Source organism: Pseudonocardia sp., assembly GCF_035305885.1.
Taxonomy (GTDB): Bacteria; Actinomycetota; Actinomycetes; order Mycobacteriales; family Pseudonocardiaceae; genus Pseudonocardia.
In genome coordinates this window covers 106,548-122,220 of sequence record NZ_DATGOP010000128.1, presented here as the reverse complement: position 1 = coordinate 122,220, position 15,673 = coordinate 106,548, and the positions used below count along the sequence as shown (strand labels likewise).

The window sequence follows — 15,673 nt, the reverse complement described above, 5'->3', positions numbered from 1 at the left end:
GAGCACGAGGAGGACGCACCCATGGACGGACCGCGCACGTTGGCGATCGACATCGGCGGGTCCGGGCTGAAGGCGATCGTGCTGACCCACGACGGCGAGATGGCCTCCGAGCGCACCCGCCGCGAGACGCCGTACCCCTGCACGCCGCAGGTGCTGCTGGACGAGCTCTCGGCGCTCGCGGCCACCCAGCCCGAGCACGACCGCGTCTCCGTCGGGTTCCCGGGCGCCATCCGCAACGGCCGCGTCCGCGAGGTGCCCGCGTTCTCCCGGCGCGGGCCGGGCAAGCCGCCGGACCCGAAGCTGGTCGCCATGTGGGCCGGCTTCGAGCTGGAGACCGCGCTCGCCGAGCGGTTCGCCAAGCCGACCCGCGTGGCCAACGACGCCGACGTCCAGGGCTGCGCGGTCATCTCGGGACGGGGGATGGAGCTCGTCATCACCCTCGGCACGGGCGTCGGCACCGCGGTGTTCTACGACGGCGTGCTGCTGCCGCACATGGAGCTGTCGCACGGCACGTTCGGCGGCACCTCGATCGAGGTGGCCTGCGGCGACAACGAGCGCCAGAAGATCGGCAAGGAGAAGTGGCGCAAGCGGGTGCTCGAGGCGCTCGACGCGTTCGAGGCCATGGTGCTGCCCGACCACCTCTACATCGGCGGCGGCAACGCCAAGAAGCTCGACCCGGACACCATCGGGCCGAACCGGACGATCGTGCCGAACATCTCCGGGTTGCTGGGCGGCATCGCGCTGTGGGAGCGGACGGGTGATCGTCCACGCGTCCCGACCGGCGCGGCGAGTTGAGGACCCGGCAGTATTGGCGGGGTGTCCGCCACCGACATCACCGCCACCCCGGAATGGAAGGCACTCGCCGAGCACCACGCCGCCATCTCCGGCAAGCACCTGCGTGAGCTGTTCGCCGAGGACCCCGAGCGCGCCGCCGCGCTGACCGCGACCGGCGCCGACCTCGTGCTCGACTACTCCAAGCACCGCATCACCCGCGACACGCTGCCGCTGCTCACCGCGCTCGCCCGCGCCGCGGGGCTGCCGGAGCGCACCGAGGCGATGTTCGCCGGTGAGCACATCAACACCAGCGAGGACCGCGCGGTGCTGCACACCGCGCTGCGCGCCCCGCGGGCCACCGCGCTGGCCGTCGACGGCCAGGACGTGCCCGCCGACGTGCACCGGGTGCTCGGCCGGATGGGCGAGTTCACCGACGCCGTGCGGTCCGGGGCGTGGACCGGCCACACCGGTGAGCGGATCCGCGCCGTGGTCAACATCGGCATCGGCGGCTCCGACCTCGGCCCGGTGATGGCCTACGAGGCGCTGCGGGCCTACGCCGACCGCTCGTTCACGATGCGGTTCGTCTCGAACATCGACCCCACCGACATCGCCGAGGCCACCCGCGACCTCGACCCCGCGACCACCCTGTTCATCGTCTCGTCGAAGACGTTCACCACGCTCGAGACGCTCACCAACGCCAAGGTCGCCCGCCGTTGGCTCCTCGACGGCCTCGGCGGGGACGAGTCGGCGGTGGCGAAGCACTTCGTGGCCGTGTCGACGAACGCGAAGGAGGTCCGCGCGTTCGGCATCGACGAGGCCAACATGTTCGGCTTCTGGGACTGGGTGGGCGGCCGCTACTCCGTCGACTCCGCGATCGGGCTCTCGCTCATGGTCGCGATCGGCAAGGAGCGGTTCGCCGAGTTCCTCGCCGGCATGTACGCGATGGACACCCACTTCCGCACGGCGCCGCTGGAGGAGAACCTCCCGGTCATCCAGGGGCTGCTCAACGTCTGGTACGCCAACTTCTTCGGCGCCGAGACCCACGCGGTGCTCCCCTACAGCCAGTACCTGCACCGTTTGCCCGCCTACCTGCAGCAGCTGACGATGGAGAGCAACGGCAAGTCCGTCCGCGGCGACGGCGCCCCGGTCACCACGGTCACCGGCGAGATCTTCTGGGGCGAGCCGGGCACCAACGGCCAGCACGCCTTCTACCAGCTGCTGCACCAGGGCACGCGGCTCGTGCCCGCCGACTTCATCGGCTTCGCCCAGCCCAACCACGAGATCGCCGTGGACGGTAGCGGCGCCGACGGAACCGGCGGCGGGGACATGCACGACCTGTTCATGTCCAACCTGTTCGCCCAGACCCAGGCGCTCGCCTTCGGCAAGACCGCCGAGGAGATCGCGGCCGAGGGCACGCCGGAGCACCTGGTGCCGCACAAGGTGATGCCGGGCAACCGGCCCTCGTCGACGATCCTCGCGCCGAAGCTCACCCCGTCCACGCTCGGCCAGATCATCGCCTTCTACGAGCACGTCACGTTCGTCGAGGGCACCATCTGGGGCATCGACTCGTTCGACCAGTGGGGTGTGGAGCTGGGCAAGGTGCTCGCCAAGCAGCTCGCCCCCGTGCTCGCGGCCGAACGGGCCGACACCGCGGGGCTCGACGCGTCGACCGCGGCGCTGGTGCGCCGCTACCGGGAGATGCGGGGTCGCCCCGCCTGACCCCGGAGGGCGAGGGATGGCCCGACCGCCGGAGGACCACCCGGCCGGGCTGCGGGAGCCGGTGCCGCTGCCGGGCCCGCGCCGGGGCGCCGGCGTCGTCGCCGTCCTCCTCGGGCTCGCAGCGCTCGCCGGGCTCTGGGCCGCGGCCGCGGGGTTCGGCCCGGCCCGGCTCGACGCCGCCGTGCTCGCCGAGTCGGTCGCGTCCCGCACCGACCCGCTCACGGTGCTCGCGGTCGCCGTCACCCACCTCGGGAGCACGGCCGCGATGGCGGTCCTCGCCGTGGCGGTCGGCATCCGGCTGTGGCGTACGGGCCGGCCCGGCGACGCCGTGTTCGTGCTCGCCGCCATGGCGGGCGCCAACCTCGTGTTCCGGGGCCTCAAGCTGCTGCTGGCCCGGCCGCGGCCGCCGGCGGACGGGCACCTGGTGCCGGTGGTGAGCGAGTCGCTGCCGTCGGGCCACGCCACCACGGCGGTCGTCGTGATCGGCGCGCTCGTCGTGCTGGCCTGGCCCGGCCGCACCGCCGCCACGCGGGCCGCGCTGGTGGCCGCGGCGGCGCTGTGGGTGGGCGCCGTCGGCCTCACCCGCATCTACCTGGGCGTGCACTGGCTCAGCGATGTGCTCGCCGGCTGGCTCGTCGGCGGGGCGTGGCTCGCGGTCTGCGTGGTGGTCCGCAGCCGCCGGCGCACCCGCGTAACCCCGCGCGCCGTGTGAGCGAGAACACCACGTGGGCCGCGCGCGGCCGCCCCCGCTCGGGGTGGCAGGCGATCCGATCAGCGGCCCCCGGGAAGTGGTCTCCATGGGCTGGCTCGACCTGGTGGGCATCATCGTGCTCTGCACGATCGTGTTCATGCTGGTGTCCATCTGCGAACGGGAGCGGCACGGCGACAAGCGCTGACGCCCCGGAACACCGGCGCCCGCGGTTCGGTTGAATCCCCGACGTGGGTCGATCACGCGTGCGGGCGCCGGAGCTGCGCGGGCGCCGCTGGCTGAACACGGGGGGCGAGGAGCTCACGCTCGGGGCCCTGCGCGGCAAGATCGTGCTGCTGGACTTCTGGACGTTCTGCTGCATCAACTGCCTGCACGTCCTCGACGAGCTGCGGGAGCTGGAGGAGCGCTACGCCGACGTGCTCGTCACGATCGGCGTGCACTCGCCGAAGTTCGTGCACGAGGCCGACCCGGACGCGGTGGAGGCCGCCGTCGAGCGGTATGCGGTGCACCACCCGGTGCTCGACGACCCCGAGCTCGTCACCTGGGACGCCTACGCGGCGCGGGCGTGGCCGACGCTGGTGGTCGTCGATCCCGAGGGCTACGTCGTCGCGCACCTGGCCGGCGAGGGGCACGCGCACGGGCTCGGTGTGCTGATCGAGGAGCTGGTCGCCGAGCACGAGGCGGCGGGCACCCTGCACCGCGGCGACGGCCCGTACGTCCCGCCGCCCGCGCCGGCCACGGCGCTGCGCTTCCCCGGCAAGGTGATCGCGCTGCCCGGCGGCACCTTCCTCGTCTCCGACACCGCGCACCACCAACTCGTCGAGCTCGAGGCCGACCTGGTCACCGAGCGGCGGCGGATCGGCACCGGCGAGCGCGGGTTCACCGACTCCCCCGCCCGCTTCGCCGAGCCGCAGGGCCTCCTGCTGCTGCCGGAGCCGGTGGCGGGCTACGACGTCGTGGTGGCCGACACCGTCAACCACGCCCTGCGCGGGGTGCGGCTGTCCGACGGCGCGGTCACCACGCTCGCGGGCACCGGCGAGCAGCTGCGCACCCGGGTGGAGGTCGGCGCCACCGCGGCCGCCCTGTCGTCGCCGTGGGACCTCGCCTGGTGGGAGGGCCGCGTGGTCGTCGCGATGGCGGGCAGCCACCAGCTGTGGTCGTTCGACCCGGCGTCCGGCGCGGTGCAGGTGCTCGCGGGCACCACCAACGAGGGCCTGCGCGACGGCTCCCCGGACGAGGCGTTCTTCGCCCAGCCGTCCGGGCTCGCGACCGGCCCCGACGGCACGCTGTGGGTGGCCGACTCCGAGGTGTCCGCGCTGCGGTCGGTGCAGGCGGCGCCCGCGGTGGGGTCGCAGGTGTCGACCGCGGTCGGGACGGGGCTGTTCGACTTCGGCTTCCGCGACGGGGACGCCGACGAGGCGCTCATGCAGCACCCGCTCGGGGTGGCCGTGCTCCCCGACGGCTCCGTGGCGGTCGCCGACACCTACAACGGCGCCGTCCGCCGCTACGACCCGGCCACCCGCACCGTGAGCACCCTGGCCAGGGACCTGCGCGAGCCGAGCGACCTGATCGTCGACGGCGACACGCTCGTCGTGGTCGAGTCCGCCGCGCACCGGCTCGTCCGGCTCGCGATCCCGGCGAGCACGCAGGTGGACGCGGGCGCGCACCGCGTGCGGCGAGCGCGCACCGACCTGGCCCGCGACAAGCTGGAGCTGCGCATCGACTTCACCCCGCCCACCGGCCAGCACCTCGACACCCGCTTCGGCGACCCGACCTCGCTCACCGTGGCCGCCTCCCCGCCGGAGCTGCTGGCCGAGGGCGCGGGCACCGCGCCGGGGCTCGCCCGCACGCTGCGCTTCGCCCCGGACGCGCCGCGAGAAGGCGTGCTGCAGGTGAGCGTGGCCGCCGCGGCCTGCGACGACGGCGACGGCGCGTTCGCCGCCTGCCACCGCTACCAGCAGGACTGGGGCATCCCGGTGCGCCTGGTCGACGGCGCCCCGGGCGAGCTCGTGCTGGATCTGCGGGCGGTGCACCGGTCTCAGTAGCCGGTGGCGCTCGGCAGCAGCGGCGGGCACCCGGACGTCGCGTGCGCGGGGTCGTACTCGAAGTGCCACGGCTCGTTCTCGTAGCGGCGGCACCACCCGTAGCCGGCGCCGTTGCGCTCGACCCACGCCGCGGAGGCGAGCGGCTGGATGTCGACGGCGATCCCGACGACGTGCATCGACTCGTCGGGCTGCAGCACGTACCGGGAGGCGAGCTCGGCGGTGCCGAACCGCTGCACGGCCTCGGCGAACTGGCGGGCCTGCTGCTCGCGGCTGCGCTTGCCGTCGTTCAGGCACAGGTGCACGCCGTGCTCGCTCGCCGCGGCCCGCAGCCGCTCCCAGGCGGCGAGCGTGTCGGGCGGCAGGCGCTCGGGGGGCTCGTCGACGTAGCGGTCGTCGAGCGGGCACGGCGGGCCGGACTCCGCCCCGGGCATCTCGGCGACGATCGCGACCGGCCGCCCGGCGACCCGCTCGACCACCTGCCCGGCGGCGCCGAGCACCCCCAGCGCGGCCGCGGCCCCGGACACGGCGGCCATGAGCACGCCGATCAGCGCATCCCTCGTCCGAGCGTCGCGGGCGGTGGACACCAGCTCGAAACTACCGAAAACCGGCGGTGGTGATCAGGCCAGCTCCTGCGCCACCACCGCCGCCGCCTCGGCGATCAGCGCCGCGTCCCACGGTGCGTCCTCCGTCGCTCGGGAGGTCAGCACCGCGAGCACGATCGGCGCCCCGCCGGGCGGCCAGGCGACCGCCACATCGTTGGCCGTGCCGTAGGCGCCGGTCCCGGTCTTGTCGCCGACCCGCCAGCCGGGCGGCAGGCCGGCGCGGATGCGCTCGTCGCCGGTCGTGTTGCCGACCAGCCACTCGGTGAACAGGGCGCGGTCGGCCGGGTCGAGGTGGTCGCCGAGCACGAGCGCGCGGAACGTGCCCGCGATCGCACGCGGGGTCGTGGTGTCGCGCTCGTCGCCGGGGACGGCGGCGTTCAGGGCGGGCTCGGTGCGGTCGAGCCGGGTGACGTCGTCGCCCACGGAGCGGGCGAACTCCGTGATCGCGGTCGGCCCGCCCAGCTCGGCGAGCAACAGGTTGCCCGCGGTGTTGTCGCTGTGGCGGACGGCGGCGTCGCAGATCTCGCGGACCGTCATGCCGCCGCCGACGTGCCGCCGCGCGATCGGCGAGGGGTCGACGAGGTCGGCCGCGTCGAAGCGGATGCGCCGGTCCAGGTCCTCGGGCGGGTGGTGGTGCAGCACGGCGGCCGCGGCGAGCGCCTTGAAGACCGAGCACATGGCGAAGCGCTCGTCGGCGCGGTGGGCGAGCTCCCGGCCGGAGCCGGTGTCGACCGCGTACAGCCCGAGGCGGGCGTCGAAGCGCCGCTCCAGCTCGGCCAGCCGGTCGGTCGCGGCGGGGGCCGGGGTGGCGGGTGGCGGCTCGGGCGTGGGCTCGCTCGGGGGCGGCGCAGCGGGCGCGGCGGCGCAGCCGGCGAGCGGCAGCAGCAGCGCCGCGCGGAGGACCGCCCGGCGGTGGAGGTGCGGGGTCACGGCGCGGTCGCCGGGGCCAGGGTGACCACGTGGCCGGTCTCCAGGGCGACGAGCACCGCGCCGTCGGCGGCGACGGCCACCCCGTGCGGTTCGGTGCCCTCGCCGAGGTCGTGCACCGCGGTGACGGTGCCGTGCGCGTCGAGGTGGGCGAGCGCGCCGGCGGCCCAGAGCGTGACCCAGCAGCCGCCCGCCCCGTCGGGGGCGACGGCGTGCGGCCGGGCCGCGCGGTCGGGCAGGTCGAACTCCTGCGGCGGCTCCCCCGGCACCAGCCGCCCGACCCGCCCGGCCCCGATCTCGGCGAACCACAGCGCCTCGCCGTCGGCGGCGATGCCGACCGGACCGCACGCGGGGTCGGGCAGCGGGTGGAGGGTGATCTCACCGGTCGCGTCGACCCGGCCGAGCGCGGCGGCCCGGTTGAGGGTGAACCACATCGCACCGTCGGGGCCCGCCGTGATCATCGCGGGCATGCCGCCGGCCTCGGGCACCGGCGTGAGCGTGGCCTGCCCGTCCGGCGCGAGCCGGCCGACGGCGTCGGCGCCGATCGCGGTGAACCACACCGTCCCGTCCGGCCCCGCCGCGATCCCGTACGGCCCGCCGGTCACCGGGAAGCTGCGCCGCGCGCCGTCGGGGTCGATGCGGTCGATGCGGTCGTCGCCGCCGCGGGTGACCCACACCGCTCCGTCCGGCCCGACCGCGAGGAGCGACGGGCGGCAGGCGGGGTTGCCGAGGTCGTGGAGCGTGGCCTCCCCGCCGCGGGGCAGGCCGGCCACCTGGCCCGCGTGGACGAGCGTGATCCACGCGACGCCGGACGCGTCGACGGCCACGGCGTACGGGCCGGCGCCGGGTGCACCGACGGCGGTTCGAGTGATCACGTGACCTCCTAGACGCGACAGTTGTCGCAATAGGAGGATAGGGGGCGTGCCGACCACGCGCCGACCAGGGGGCCGCACCGCCCGCACCCGGGCCGCGGTGCTCGCCGCCGTGGAGGCCGAGCTGCTCGAGCACGGCGTCGACCGGCTCACCGTAGACGCCGTCGCCGAGCGCTCAGGCGTGCACCGGGCGACGGTGTACCGGCGGTGGCGCGACGTCGGTGGCCTGCTCGCCGACGCGCTCGTCGCGGGCCGGGAGGACGACTGGCGGCCCGGCGACCACGGCTCGCTCACCGCGGACCTGGTCGCGCTCAACCGGGAGGTCGTCGAGCACCTCGCGGGCCCCCGCCCGGTCAGCCGGGCGCTGATCCTGGCGTCGTACCGGTCCTCCGCCGCCGCAGCGGCCCTGCGGGACTTCCTCGAGGACCGGTACCGGCGCTGCGAGGTGGTGGTCGAGCGGGCGATCGAGCGGGGCGAGGCGCCGGCGGGGACCGACGCGCGGCGGCTGCTCGTCGCCGCGACCGCACCGATCTACCACGAGATCCTGCTGATGGGGCGGGGCGCCGACGACGCGCTCGCGGTGCGGTGCGCGACCGATGCCGCTCGGGCTGCGGGGGCGGGGGTGTTCGTGGGGAGGGGGTAGGCGGGTCGCCTCCTGGGTTCCGCGGGACCTGACTCCGCCGGGATGGCGCCGCGCGGTGCGGGGCCGCTCCTCACCGGTCAGGGCGCCGCGTGTCCCTTCGGGATCGCTATCGCGACCCTTGACCGGTGAGCCTCTGCGGCCCCTGTTCGGGCAGGCTTCGCCGGGCAGGCCGCGGGCCTGCCCGGATTCGCCCGCGGCGCCACCAGGAGGCGGTCTCACCTCGGGTTCCGCGGAACCCGAATGCGGGCCCCGAAATCGTCGGACCCGGGTGGGATCCTCACCCCACACACCCGGTGCGGAGGAATCCCCGATGCCCGGCGCCATCGTCCCGTTCCCCACCCAGTTCCACGCGCTGAGCGATCACCAGGTCGAAACCGGGCTGCTCGGGATCGCCGGTCACATCACCGCCGCCCAATGCCGGTTCCTCCGCACAGGTACCGAAACGCACACCGCCCACCCCCGACCCCGCACCCCAGCCGGCGGACCTGGTCGAGCGGGCCCGCGAACAGGAACCGGGCCTCGTAGCGGATGGCATCGCCGCCCGCCGGGCCGACGCGCTCATGACGTTGGTCACCGGCCACACCGAAGACGGAAAGGTGGTCGAGCGGGGCAACGCCGAGGTGATCATCCACGTCGACGCCTCCACCGGCACGGCCCGCCTCGACGGCGGGCCGGCGCTCGCCCCCGCCACGGCCGCCCGGCTGCCTGTGATGCGAAGGTGCAACTGCTGCTCGACGACCGGTCAGGCAACCGCATGTACCTCGGCCGCTCCCACCGCCTCGCCTCCGATGCTCAGGTCCGGGCGCTCACCGCGCGGGATGGAGAACGGTGCCAATTCCCGGGCTGCCCGCACACCCGCTACCTGAACGCCCACCACATCATCCCGTGGGAGCTGGGTGGTACGACCGATGTCGACAACCTGATCATGATCTGTTCGTTCCACCACACGGTCGTGCACGACCACGGCTACCGGATCCACCGCGTGGACGGTCGGTGCGAGTTCCAGCGCCCCGGAACCCTCGTGCCCGAGGCGGCCGAGCCACTGAGCGGGAAAGCAGAAAGCCTGGTGGAGATGCACACCCGCGCCGGCCTGCACATCAACCACAAGACGATCAGCTCGAAATGGCAGGGTGACAACCTCGACATCGACTACGTCCTCGGCCTGCTCCTGCTACCGAAGCGGATCCCAGCGGCCGCGTGAAAAGCAGGTTCCGCGGAACCTAAACACCCAGCCAGGTCAGCACCGCTTTCACCCGCCGGTGGTCGTCGCCCGACGGCGGGAGGCCGAGCTTGGTGAAGATCGACGAGATGTGCTTCTCCACCGCCCCCTGGCTGATCACCAGGGCGCGGCCGATGGCCGTGTTGGTGCGGCCCTCGGCCATCAGGGCCATGACCTCGCGCTCGCGCGGCGAGAGGTCGGCGAGGGGGTCGCGGCGGCGGCGGTGGGAGAACAGGGCGGAGACGACCTCGGGGTCGAGGACGGTGCCGCCGTCGACGACACGCTGCAGGGCGTCCGACAGGTCGGCGAGGCGGGAGACGCGGTCCTTGAGCAGGTAGCCCACTCCCCCGCCGGCGGCGAGCAGGTCGGAGGCGTACGACTCCTCGACGTACTGCGAGAGCACCAGGATCGCGGTGCCCGGCACGGTCTGGCGCACCTCGAGCGCGGCGCGCAGGCCCTCGTCGGTGAAGGTCGGCGGCATCCGCACGTCGACCACGGCCACGTCGGGGCGGTGCTCCTGCACGGCGGCGACGAGCCCGTCGCCGTCCCCGACGGCCGCGACGACACTCGCCCCGGCCTCGTCGAGGAGCCGGACGAGCCCCTCCCGCAGCAGGAGCGAGTCCTCGGCCAGCACGACGCGCATCTACCGATCATCCCCCACACCGCGCAGCGGGATCTCGGCGGTCAGGACGGTCGGGCCACCGGGTGGGCTCGCCACGTCCAGTTCGCCCTCGACGGTGGCGAGGCGATCGGCGAGGCCGGCGAGCCCGTGGCCCTTGCCGGGGTGGGCGCCGCCGCGGCCGTCGTCGCGCACCTGCACGAGCACGCGATCGGCGTCGGCGGTGACGACCACTGTGCACAGGGTGGCGCCGGAGTGCTTCGCGACGTTGGTGAGCGCCTCGGTGACCACGAAGTACGCGGTGTTCTCGACGGCGGCGGCGAGCCGCTGCCCCTGCGGCAGCGCGACGTCGAGGGAGACCTCCACCGGGCAGCGGGCCGCAGCGGCGGCGAGGGCGGGGCCGAGGCCGCGGTCGGCGAGGATCGGCGGGGCGATGCCGCGGGACAGGGCGCGCAGCTCCTCGAGCGCCTCGCGGCTCTGCGCGAGCGCCTCCGCCACCAGCGGGCGCGCCTTCTCCGGATCGTCGTCGAGCCGCCGGGCGACCGCCTCGAGGTCCATGTTGAGCCGGACGAGCCGCTGCTGCGGGCCGTCGTGGATGTCGCGTTCGAGCCGGCGGAGGGTCTGCGCCTCGGCCTGGACGGCCGCGCGCCTGCTCGACTCCAGCTGGGCGGCGCGGGCCCGCAGCGCCGCGGTCTGGTTGGTGAGCAGGCCGCGGGCCAGGCCGGCGCGGGTGGCGACCAGCCCCCGGATCACCAGCGGCGCCGTGGCCAGCATGAACATCCCGAGCAGGGTGCTCACCGCGACCTCGCCGGAGAGCGACTGGTTACCGGTGAGCAGCCAGTACAGCCCGCCGCCGTCGTCCCGCGGGATCGCCCACTGCCAGGTGACCGACAGCGCCGAGCCGAGCCCGCCGACCGTCCACACCACGGTGATGACGAACATCGCGACCCGCACCGGGAACGCGATCACACAGTGCAGCAGGTCGCGCCACGACTGCGGGTCGGCCAGCATGCTGAACAGCCGCCCGATCCCCCGCCCGCGCGGCTCCCGGTAGTGGTGCGGGGGCAGCGCACGGCCGGTGGCCCACTCGGCTCCCCGCCGCTCGACGCCCGCCATGCCGCGGCATGCCCGCAGCGTGCCGGCGAGGATCGGCAGGCCGAGCCACACCACGAGCGTGCCGACGCCCGCGGCGAAGCCGACGACCGCGACCACGAGGGCGACGATCGCCAGGGGAAGCCCTCCGAGCAGGTAGCCGTAGCCGCGCCAGAACCGCTGGGATGCGGTGAGCGGCCCGCCGAGCACCGCAACGGGCACGTGTCCGGTCATGCCCCCACTCTCGTCGCCCCGGGCACCCCCACCCAGCCGGAGCACCTCCGTGACGAGGGTAGGGCCAACCCGAACCCGGCCCGCATAGGCTGATCACCATGGAACCTCGCACGTGGGAGCGGGTCGACGCCTACTTCACCGGCCATCTCCTCGGCCCCGACCCGGTCCTCGACGCGGTGACCGAGGCGAACGCGGTCGCCGGGCTGCCCGCGATCGACGTGAGCCCGGCCCAGGGCAAGCTGCTGCACCTGCTCGCCCGCTCCGTCGGCGCCCGCCGGATCCTGGAGGTCGGCACGCTCGGCGGCTACTCCACGATCTGGCTTGCCCGCGCGCTCCCGGCCGACGGCGAGCTCGTGACCTGCGAGATCAACCCGAAGCACGCCGAGGTGGCGCGCGCGAACATCGCGCGAGCCGGGCTGGAGGGGGTGGTCGACGTGCGGGTCGGGCCCGCCCTCGAGACCCTCGCCACCCTCGACGGCCCCTTCGACCTGGCGTTCATCGACGCCGACAAGCGCTCGAACCCCGACTACTTCCGGCACGCGCTGCGCATGTCCCGCCCGGGCGGGCTGATCGTGGTCGACAACGTGGTCCGCAGCGGGCGGGTCACCGACCCCGACGACGCCGACCCGGACGTCCGCGGCACGCGCGCGGTCGTCGAGCTGGCCGGCGCCGAGCCGCGGGTCGAGGCGACGGTCGTGCAGACCGTGGGCAGCAAGGGCTACGACGGCTTCCTGCTGGCCCGCGTGAGCTGATCGCCATCGGCGGTCGCGTCCTGATCACGTCCGGAGGTAGCGTCCCCACCATGGACCCCTCCGACCTCGCCGACATCCTGTCCGCGGTGCGCGACTTCGTCCGCAAGGAGGTCGTGCCGCTCGAGGAGCAGATCGACGAAGAGGACGCGATCCCGGAGCACGTGATCGCCGCGTGCAAGGACATGGGCCTCTACGGGTTCGCGATCCCGCAGGAGTACGGCGGGCTGGGCATGAACCTCACCGAGGAGGCGCAGCTCGCGTTCGAGCTGGGCTGGACCACCCCCGCCCTGCGGTCGCTCTTCGGCACCAACAACGGCATCGCCGGGCAGGTGCTGCTGGTCGGGGGCACCGACGAGCAGAAGGCGGAGTGGCTGCCGCGGCTGGCCTCCGGCGAGGTCACCGCCTCGTTCGGGCTCACGGAGGCCGACGCGGGCTCCGACCCGGCCGGGCTCACCACCTCCGCGCGCCGAGACGGCTCGGACTGGGTGCTCAACGGGTCGAAGCGCTACATCACCAATGCCCCCGTCGCCGACGTGATCATGGTGTTCGCGCGGACCAACCCGGACGCGGCGGGCAACCGGGGCATCTCGACGTTCCTCGTCCCCACGGACGCGAAGGGCGTCACGATCGGCCCGAAGGACCGCAAGATGGGCCAGTTCGGCGCGTGGACCGCCGACGTGTACCTCGACGAGGTGCGGGTGCCCGCCGAGGCGCTGGTCGGCGGCGCGGACGGGGTGGACCGCGGTTTCCAGACCGCGGCGAAGTGCCTCGCCCACGGCCGCGCCCACATCGCGGCGCTCTGCGTCGGGATGGCGGGCAGGCTCGTGCACGAGTCGATCGAGTTCGCCCGCACCCGCGAGCAGGGCGGACGCCCGATCGCCTCGTTCCAGCTGGTGCAGGGCCTGATCGCCGACTCGGTGACCGACCACATGGCGGGCCGGGCCCTCGTGCTCGACGTCGCCCGCGCCTACGACGAGGGCACCGACCGGGTGCGGGGCCCCTCGGTCGCCAAGTACTTCTGCAGCGAGATGGTGGGCCGGGTGGCCGACCGGGCGGTGCAGGTGCACGGCGGCGCGGGCTACATCCGCGGCGTCGCGGTCGAGCGGTTCTACCGGGACGCGCGGCTGTTCCGCATCTACGAGGGCACCAGCCAGATCCAGCAGGTGATCATCGCCCGACAGTCGCTGGGTGACGCCGCTCGCGGCTGAGCGGGCCCCTGACGTCGTAGCGGTCGAGGTTCATGACCTTGTCCCACGCCGCCACGAAGTCGTGCACGAACTTCTCCCCCGCGTCGCGGCACCCGTAGACCTCGGCCACCGCGCGCAGCTCCGAGTTGGCCCCGAAGACCAGGTCGACGCGGCTCGCGGTCCACCTGAGCTCGCCGGTGGCGCGGTCGCGGCCCTCGTAGGTCTCCGCGCCCTTCGCCGTGGGCTCCCAGGCGGTGCGCATGTCGAGCAGGTTCACGAAGAAGTCGTTCGTGAGCACGCCCGGCCGGTCGGTGAGCACGCCCAGCGGCGACTGCCGGTGGTTGGCGCCCAGCACCCGCAGCCCGCCGACCAGCACGGTCATCTCCGGGACGGAGAGGTCGAGCAGGTCCGCCCGGTCGACCAGCAGGAACTCCGACGGCATCCGGCCCGCCCGCGGGCCGCGGTAGTTGCGGAACCCGTCGGCGCGCGGTTCGAGCGGGGCGAACCACTCGACGTCGGTCTGGTCCTGCGTGGCGTCGGTGCGGCCGGGGGTGAAGGGCACCTCGACGGCGTGGCCGGCACGGCGGGCCGCCTCCTCCACGGCAGCGCACCCGCCGAGCACGATCAGGTCGGCGAGCGAGACCCGCTTGCCCCCGGTCTGGGCGCCGTGGAACGCCTCCTGGACGGCCTCCAGCACCTCGAGGACCCGCGCGAGCTCCTCCGGCTCGTTGACCTCCCAGCTGCGCTGCGGCTCGAGCCGGATGCGGGCCCCGTTCGCCCCACCGCGCTTGTCGCTGATGCGGAACGTCGAGGCGGAGGCCCACGCGGTGGCGACCAGCCGCGAGATCGGCAGCCCGGTGGCGAGGATCTGCCGCTTGAGCGCGGCGACGTCGTCGGCGTCGACGAGCTCGTGGTCGACCTCCGGCACCGGGTCCTGCCAGATCAGCGTCTCCTCGGGCACCAGCGGACCGAGGTAGCGCTGCTTCGGGCCCATGTCGATGTGGGTGAGCTTGTACCAGGCGCGGGCGAACGCGTCCGCGAGCTGCTCGGGGTGCTCGAGGAACCGGCGCGCGATCTTCTCGTAGTCCGGGTCGTAGCGCAGCGCGAGGTCCGTGGTCAGGATCGTCGGGTGGTGGCGCTTCGACGGGTCGTGCGCGTCGGGCACGGTGCCCTCGCCCGCGCCGCCCCGCGGGATCCACTGCCACAGCCCGCCCGGGGACAGCTCGACGTCCCACTCGTAGTTGAACACGGTCTCGAGGAAGCTCGAGTCCCACGTCGTCGGGGTGGGGGTCCAGGTCCCCTCGAGGCCGCTGGAGATGGTGTCGGACCCCTTGCCGCTGCCGTAGCTGCTCGTCCAGCCGAGGCCCTGCTGCTCGAGCGGGGCCGCCTCCGGCTCCAGGCCCAGGTGCTTCTCCGGGTCGGCGGCGCCGTGGGTCTTGCCGAAGGTGTGCCCGCCCGCGATCAGGGCGACGGTCTCGGTGTCGTTGAACCCCATCCGCCGGAACGTCTCGCGCATGTCGCGCGCCGACGTGATCGGGTCCGGCACGGTGTTCGGGCCCTCCGGGTTGACGTAGATCAGGCCCATCTGGTCGGCGGCGAGGGGCTCCTCGAGGTCGCGGACCCCGGCGTGGCGTTCGTCGCCGAGCCAGGCGTTCTCCGGGCCCCAGTAGGCGTCCTCGGGCTCCCACACGTCCTCGCGGCCGCCGGCGAAGCCGAAGGTCGTGAAGCCCATCGACTCCAGCGCCCGGTTGCCCGCGAAGACCATGAGGTCGGCCCAGGAGATCTTGCGGCCGTACTTCTGCTTCACCGGCCACAGCAGCCGGCGCGCCTTGTCCAGGTTGCGGTTGTCGGGCCAGCTGTTGAGCGGCGCGAAGCGCTGCATCGCCGAGCTGGGGCCGCCGCGGCCGTCACCCACCCGGTAGGTGCCGGCGCAGTGCCAGGTCATCCGGATCACGAGCGGCCCGTAGTGGCCGAAGTCGGCGGGCCACCAGTCCTGCGAGGTGGTCAGCACCTCGTCGACGTCGCGGGCCAGCTCGTCGAGGTCGAGGGTCGCGAACTCGGCGGCGTAGTCGAAGTCCGGGCCCATCGGGTCGGACGAGGGCGCGTTCTTGCGCAGGATGCTCAGGTCGAGCTGGTTGGGCCACCAGTCGCGGTTGCGCGCGGGCCGCTGCAGGTTGCCGCGGGGGGCGGCCGGGGCCGGCAGGCCGAGCCCGCCTCCGCTGCGCTCGTCGACGGCGGTCTGCGGGCTCCGCTGTACATCCGTCATGGCGAACCGCCTT

14 protein-coding genes are annotated in these 15,673 nt (G+C 74.2%); 8 read left to right on the top strand and 6 right to left on the bottom strand.

The features are described from left to right. The first annotated feature begins 21 nt into the window (after positions 1-21). The 4 genes from VKZ81_RS29525 to VKZ81_RS29510 all read left to right on the top strand — a co-directional run bounded on the left by VKZ81_RS29525 (position 22) and on the right by VKZ81_RS29510 (position 5,247). On the top strand, positions 22-795 hold the full coding sequence (locus VKZ81_RS29525) for an ROK family protein (protein ID WP_324245005.1): 774 nt from the start codon (positions 22-24) through the stop codon (positions 793-795). Between the two features lie 21 nt (positions 796-816). Further along, positions 817-2,493, top strand: a complete 1,677-nt coding sequence (pgi, locus tag VKZ81_RS29520) for a glucose-6-phosphate isomerase (RefSeq protein WP_324245004.1) — start codon at positions 817-819, stop codon at positions 2,491-2,493. A gap of 16 nt (positions 2,494-2,509) precedes the next feature. Continuing rightward, positions 2,510-3,205, top strand: a complete 696-nt coding sequence (locus tag VKZ81_RS29515) for a phosphatase PAP2 family protein (RefSeq protein ID WP_324245003.1) — start codon at positions 2,510-2,512, stop codon at positions 3,203-3,205. Between the two features lie 227 nt (positions 3,206-3,432). Continuing rightward, positions 3,433-5,247, top strand: coding sequence for an NHL domain-containing thioredoxin family protein (locus tag VKZ81_RS29510; RefSeq protein WP_324245002.1), 1,815 nt, complete (start codon positions 3,433-3,435; stop codon positions 5,245-5,247). Here the strand turns inward: VKZ81_RS29510 and VKZ81_RS29505 are convergent. The 3 genes from VKZ81_RS29505 to VKZ81_RS29495 are packed head-to-tail and all read right to left on the bottom strand — an operon-like array spanning position 5,241 to position 7,651. Continuing rightward, positions 5,241-5,831: a D-alanyl-D-alanine carboxypeptidase family protein gene (locus VKZ81_RS29505; RefSeq protein ID WP_324245001.1), complete on the bottom strand. Its 591-nt coding sequence runs from the start codon at positions 5,829-5,831 to the stop codon at positions 5,241-5,243. The two genes, VKZ81_RS29510 and VKZ81_RS29505, sit on opposite strands and share 7 nt — an antisense overlap. A gap of 33 nt (positions 5,832-5,864) precedes the next feature. Then, on the bottom strand, positions 5,865-6,779 hold the full coding sequence (gene bla / locus VKZ81_RS29500) for a class A beta-lactamase (RefSeq protein WP_324245000.1): 915 nt from the start codon (positions 6,777-6,779) through the stop codon (positions 5,865-5,867). Beyond that, a complete protein-coding gene (locus tag VKZ81_RS29495) occupies positions 6,776-7,651 on the bottom strand; it encodes a Vgb family protein (RefSeq protein WP_324244999.1) in 876 nt (291 codons plus the stop codon). Before VKZ81_RS29495 ends, bla begins: the two co-directional genes overlap by 4 nt. 46 nt (positions 7,652-7,697) lie before the next feature. Between VKZ81_RS29495 and VKZ81_RS29490 the strand changes: the two genes are divergently transcribed. Beyond that, positions 7,698-8,291: a TetR/AcrR family transcriptional regulator gene (locus VKZ81_RS29490; protein WP_324244998.1), complete on the top strand. Its 594-nt coding sequence runs from the start codon at positions 7,698-7,700 to the stop codon at positions 8,289-8,291. Positions 8,292-9,009: 718 nt separating this feature from the next. Then, entirely contained in the window at positions 9,010-9,492 is a 483-nt protein-coding gene (locus VKZ81_RS29485) for an HNH endonuclease (protein ID WP_324244997.1), read from the top strand. A gap of 19 nt (positions 9,493-9,511) precedes the next feature. On the opposite strand, the gene VKZ81_RS29480 is transcribed toward VKZ81_RS29485, so the two are convergent. Both VKZ81_RS29480 and VKZ81_RS29475 read right to left on the bottom strand, forming a co-directional pair. Next, on the bottom strand, positions 9,512-10,153 hold the full coding sequence (locus tag VKZ81_RS29480) for a response regulator transcription factor (protein WP_324244996.1): 642 nt from the start codon (positions 10,151-10,153) through the stop codon (positions 9,512-9,514). Continuing rightward, positions 10,154-11,455, bottom strand: coding sequence for a sensor histidine kinase (locus VKZ81_RS29475; protein ID WP_324244995.1), 1,302 nt, complete (start codon positions 11,453-11,455; stop codon positions 10,154-10,156). A 98-nt stretch (positions 11,456-11,553) separates the two neighbouring features. Here VKZ81_RS29475 and VKZ81_RS29470 point away from each other — a divergent pair, with 98 nt between their 5' ends. Both VKZ81_RS29470 and VKZ81_RS29465 read left to right on the top strand, forming a co-directional pair. Further along, positions 11,554-12,207, top strand: a complete 654-nt coding sequence (locus tag VKZ81_RS29470) for an O-methyltransferase (RefSeq protein ID WP_324244994.1) — start codon at positions 11,554-11,556, stop codon at positions 12,205-12,207. A gap of 50 nt (positions 12,208-12,257) precedes the next feature. After that, on the top strand, positions 12,258-13,415 hold the full coding sequence (locus VKZ81_RS29465) for an acyl-CoA dehydrogenase family protein (protein ID WP_324244993.1): 1,158 nt from the start codon (positions 12,258-12,260) through the stop codon (positions 13,413-13,415). Here VKZ81_RS29465 and katG read toward each other — a convergent pair. Further along, entirely contained in the window at positions 13,375-15,660 is a 2,286-nt protein-coding gene (katG, locus tag VKZ81_RS29460; RefSeq protein ID WP_324244992.1) for a catalase/peroxidase HPI, read from the bottom strand. The two genes, VKZ81_RS29465 and katG, sit on opposite strands and share 41 nt — an antisense overlap. Between the last annotated feature and the right edge of the window lie 13 nt (positions 15,661-15,673).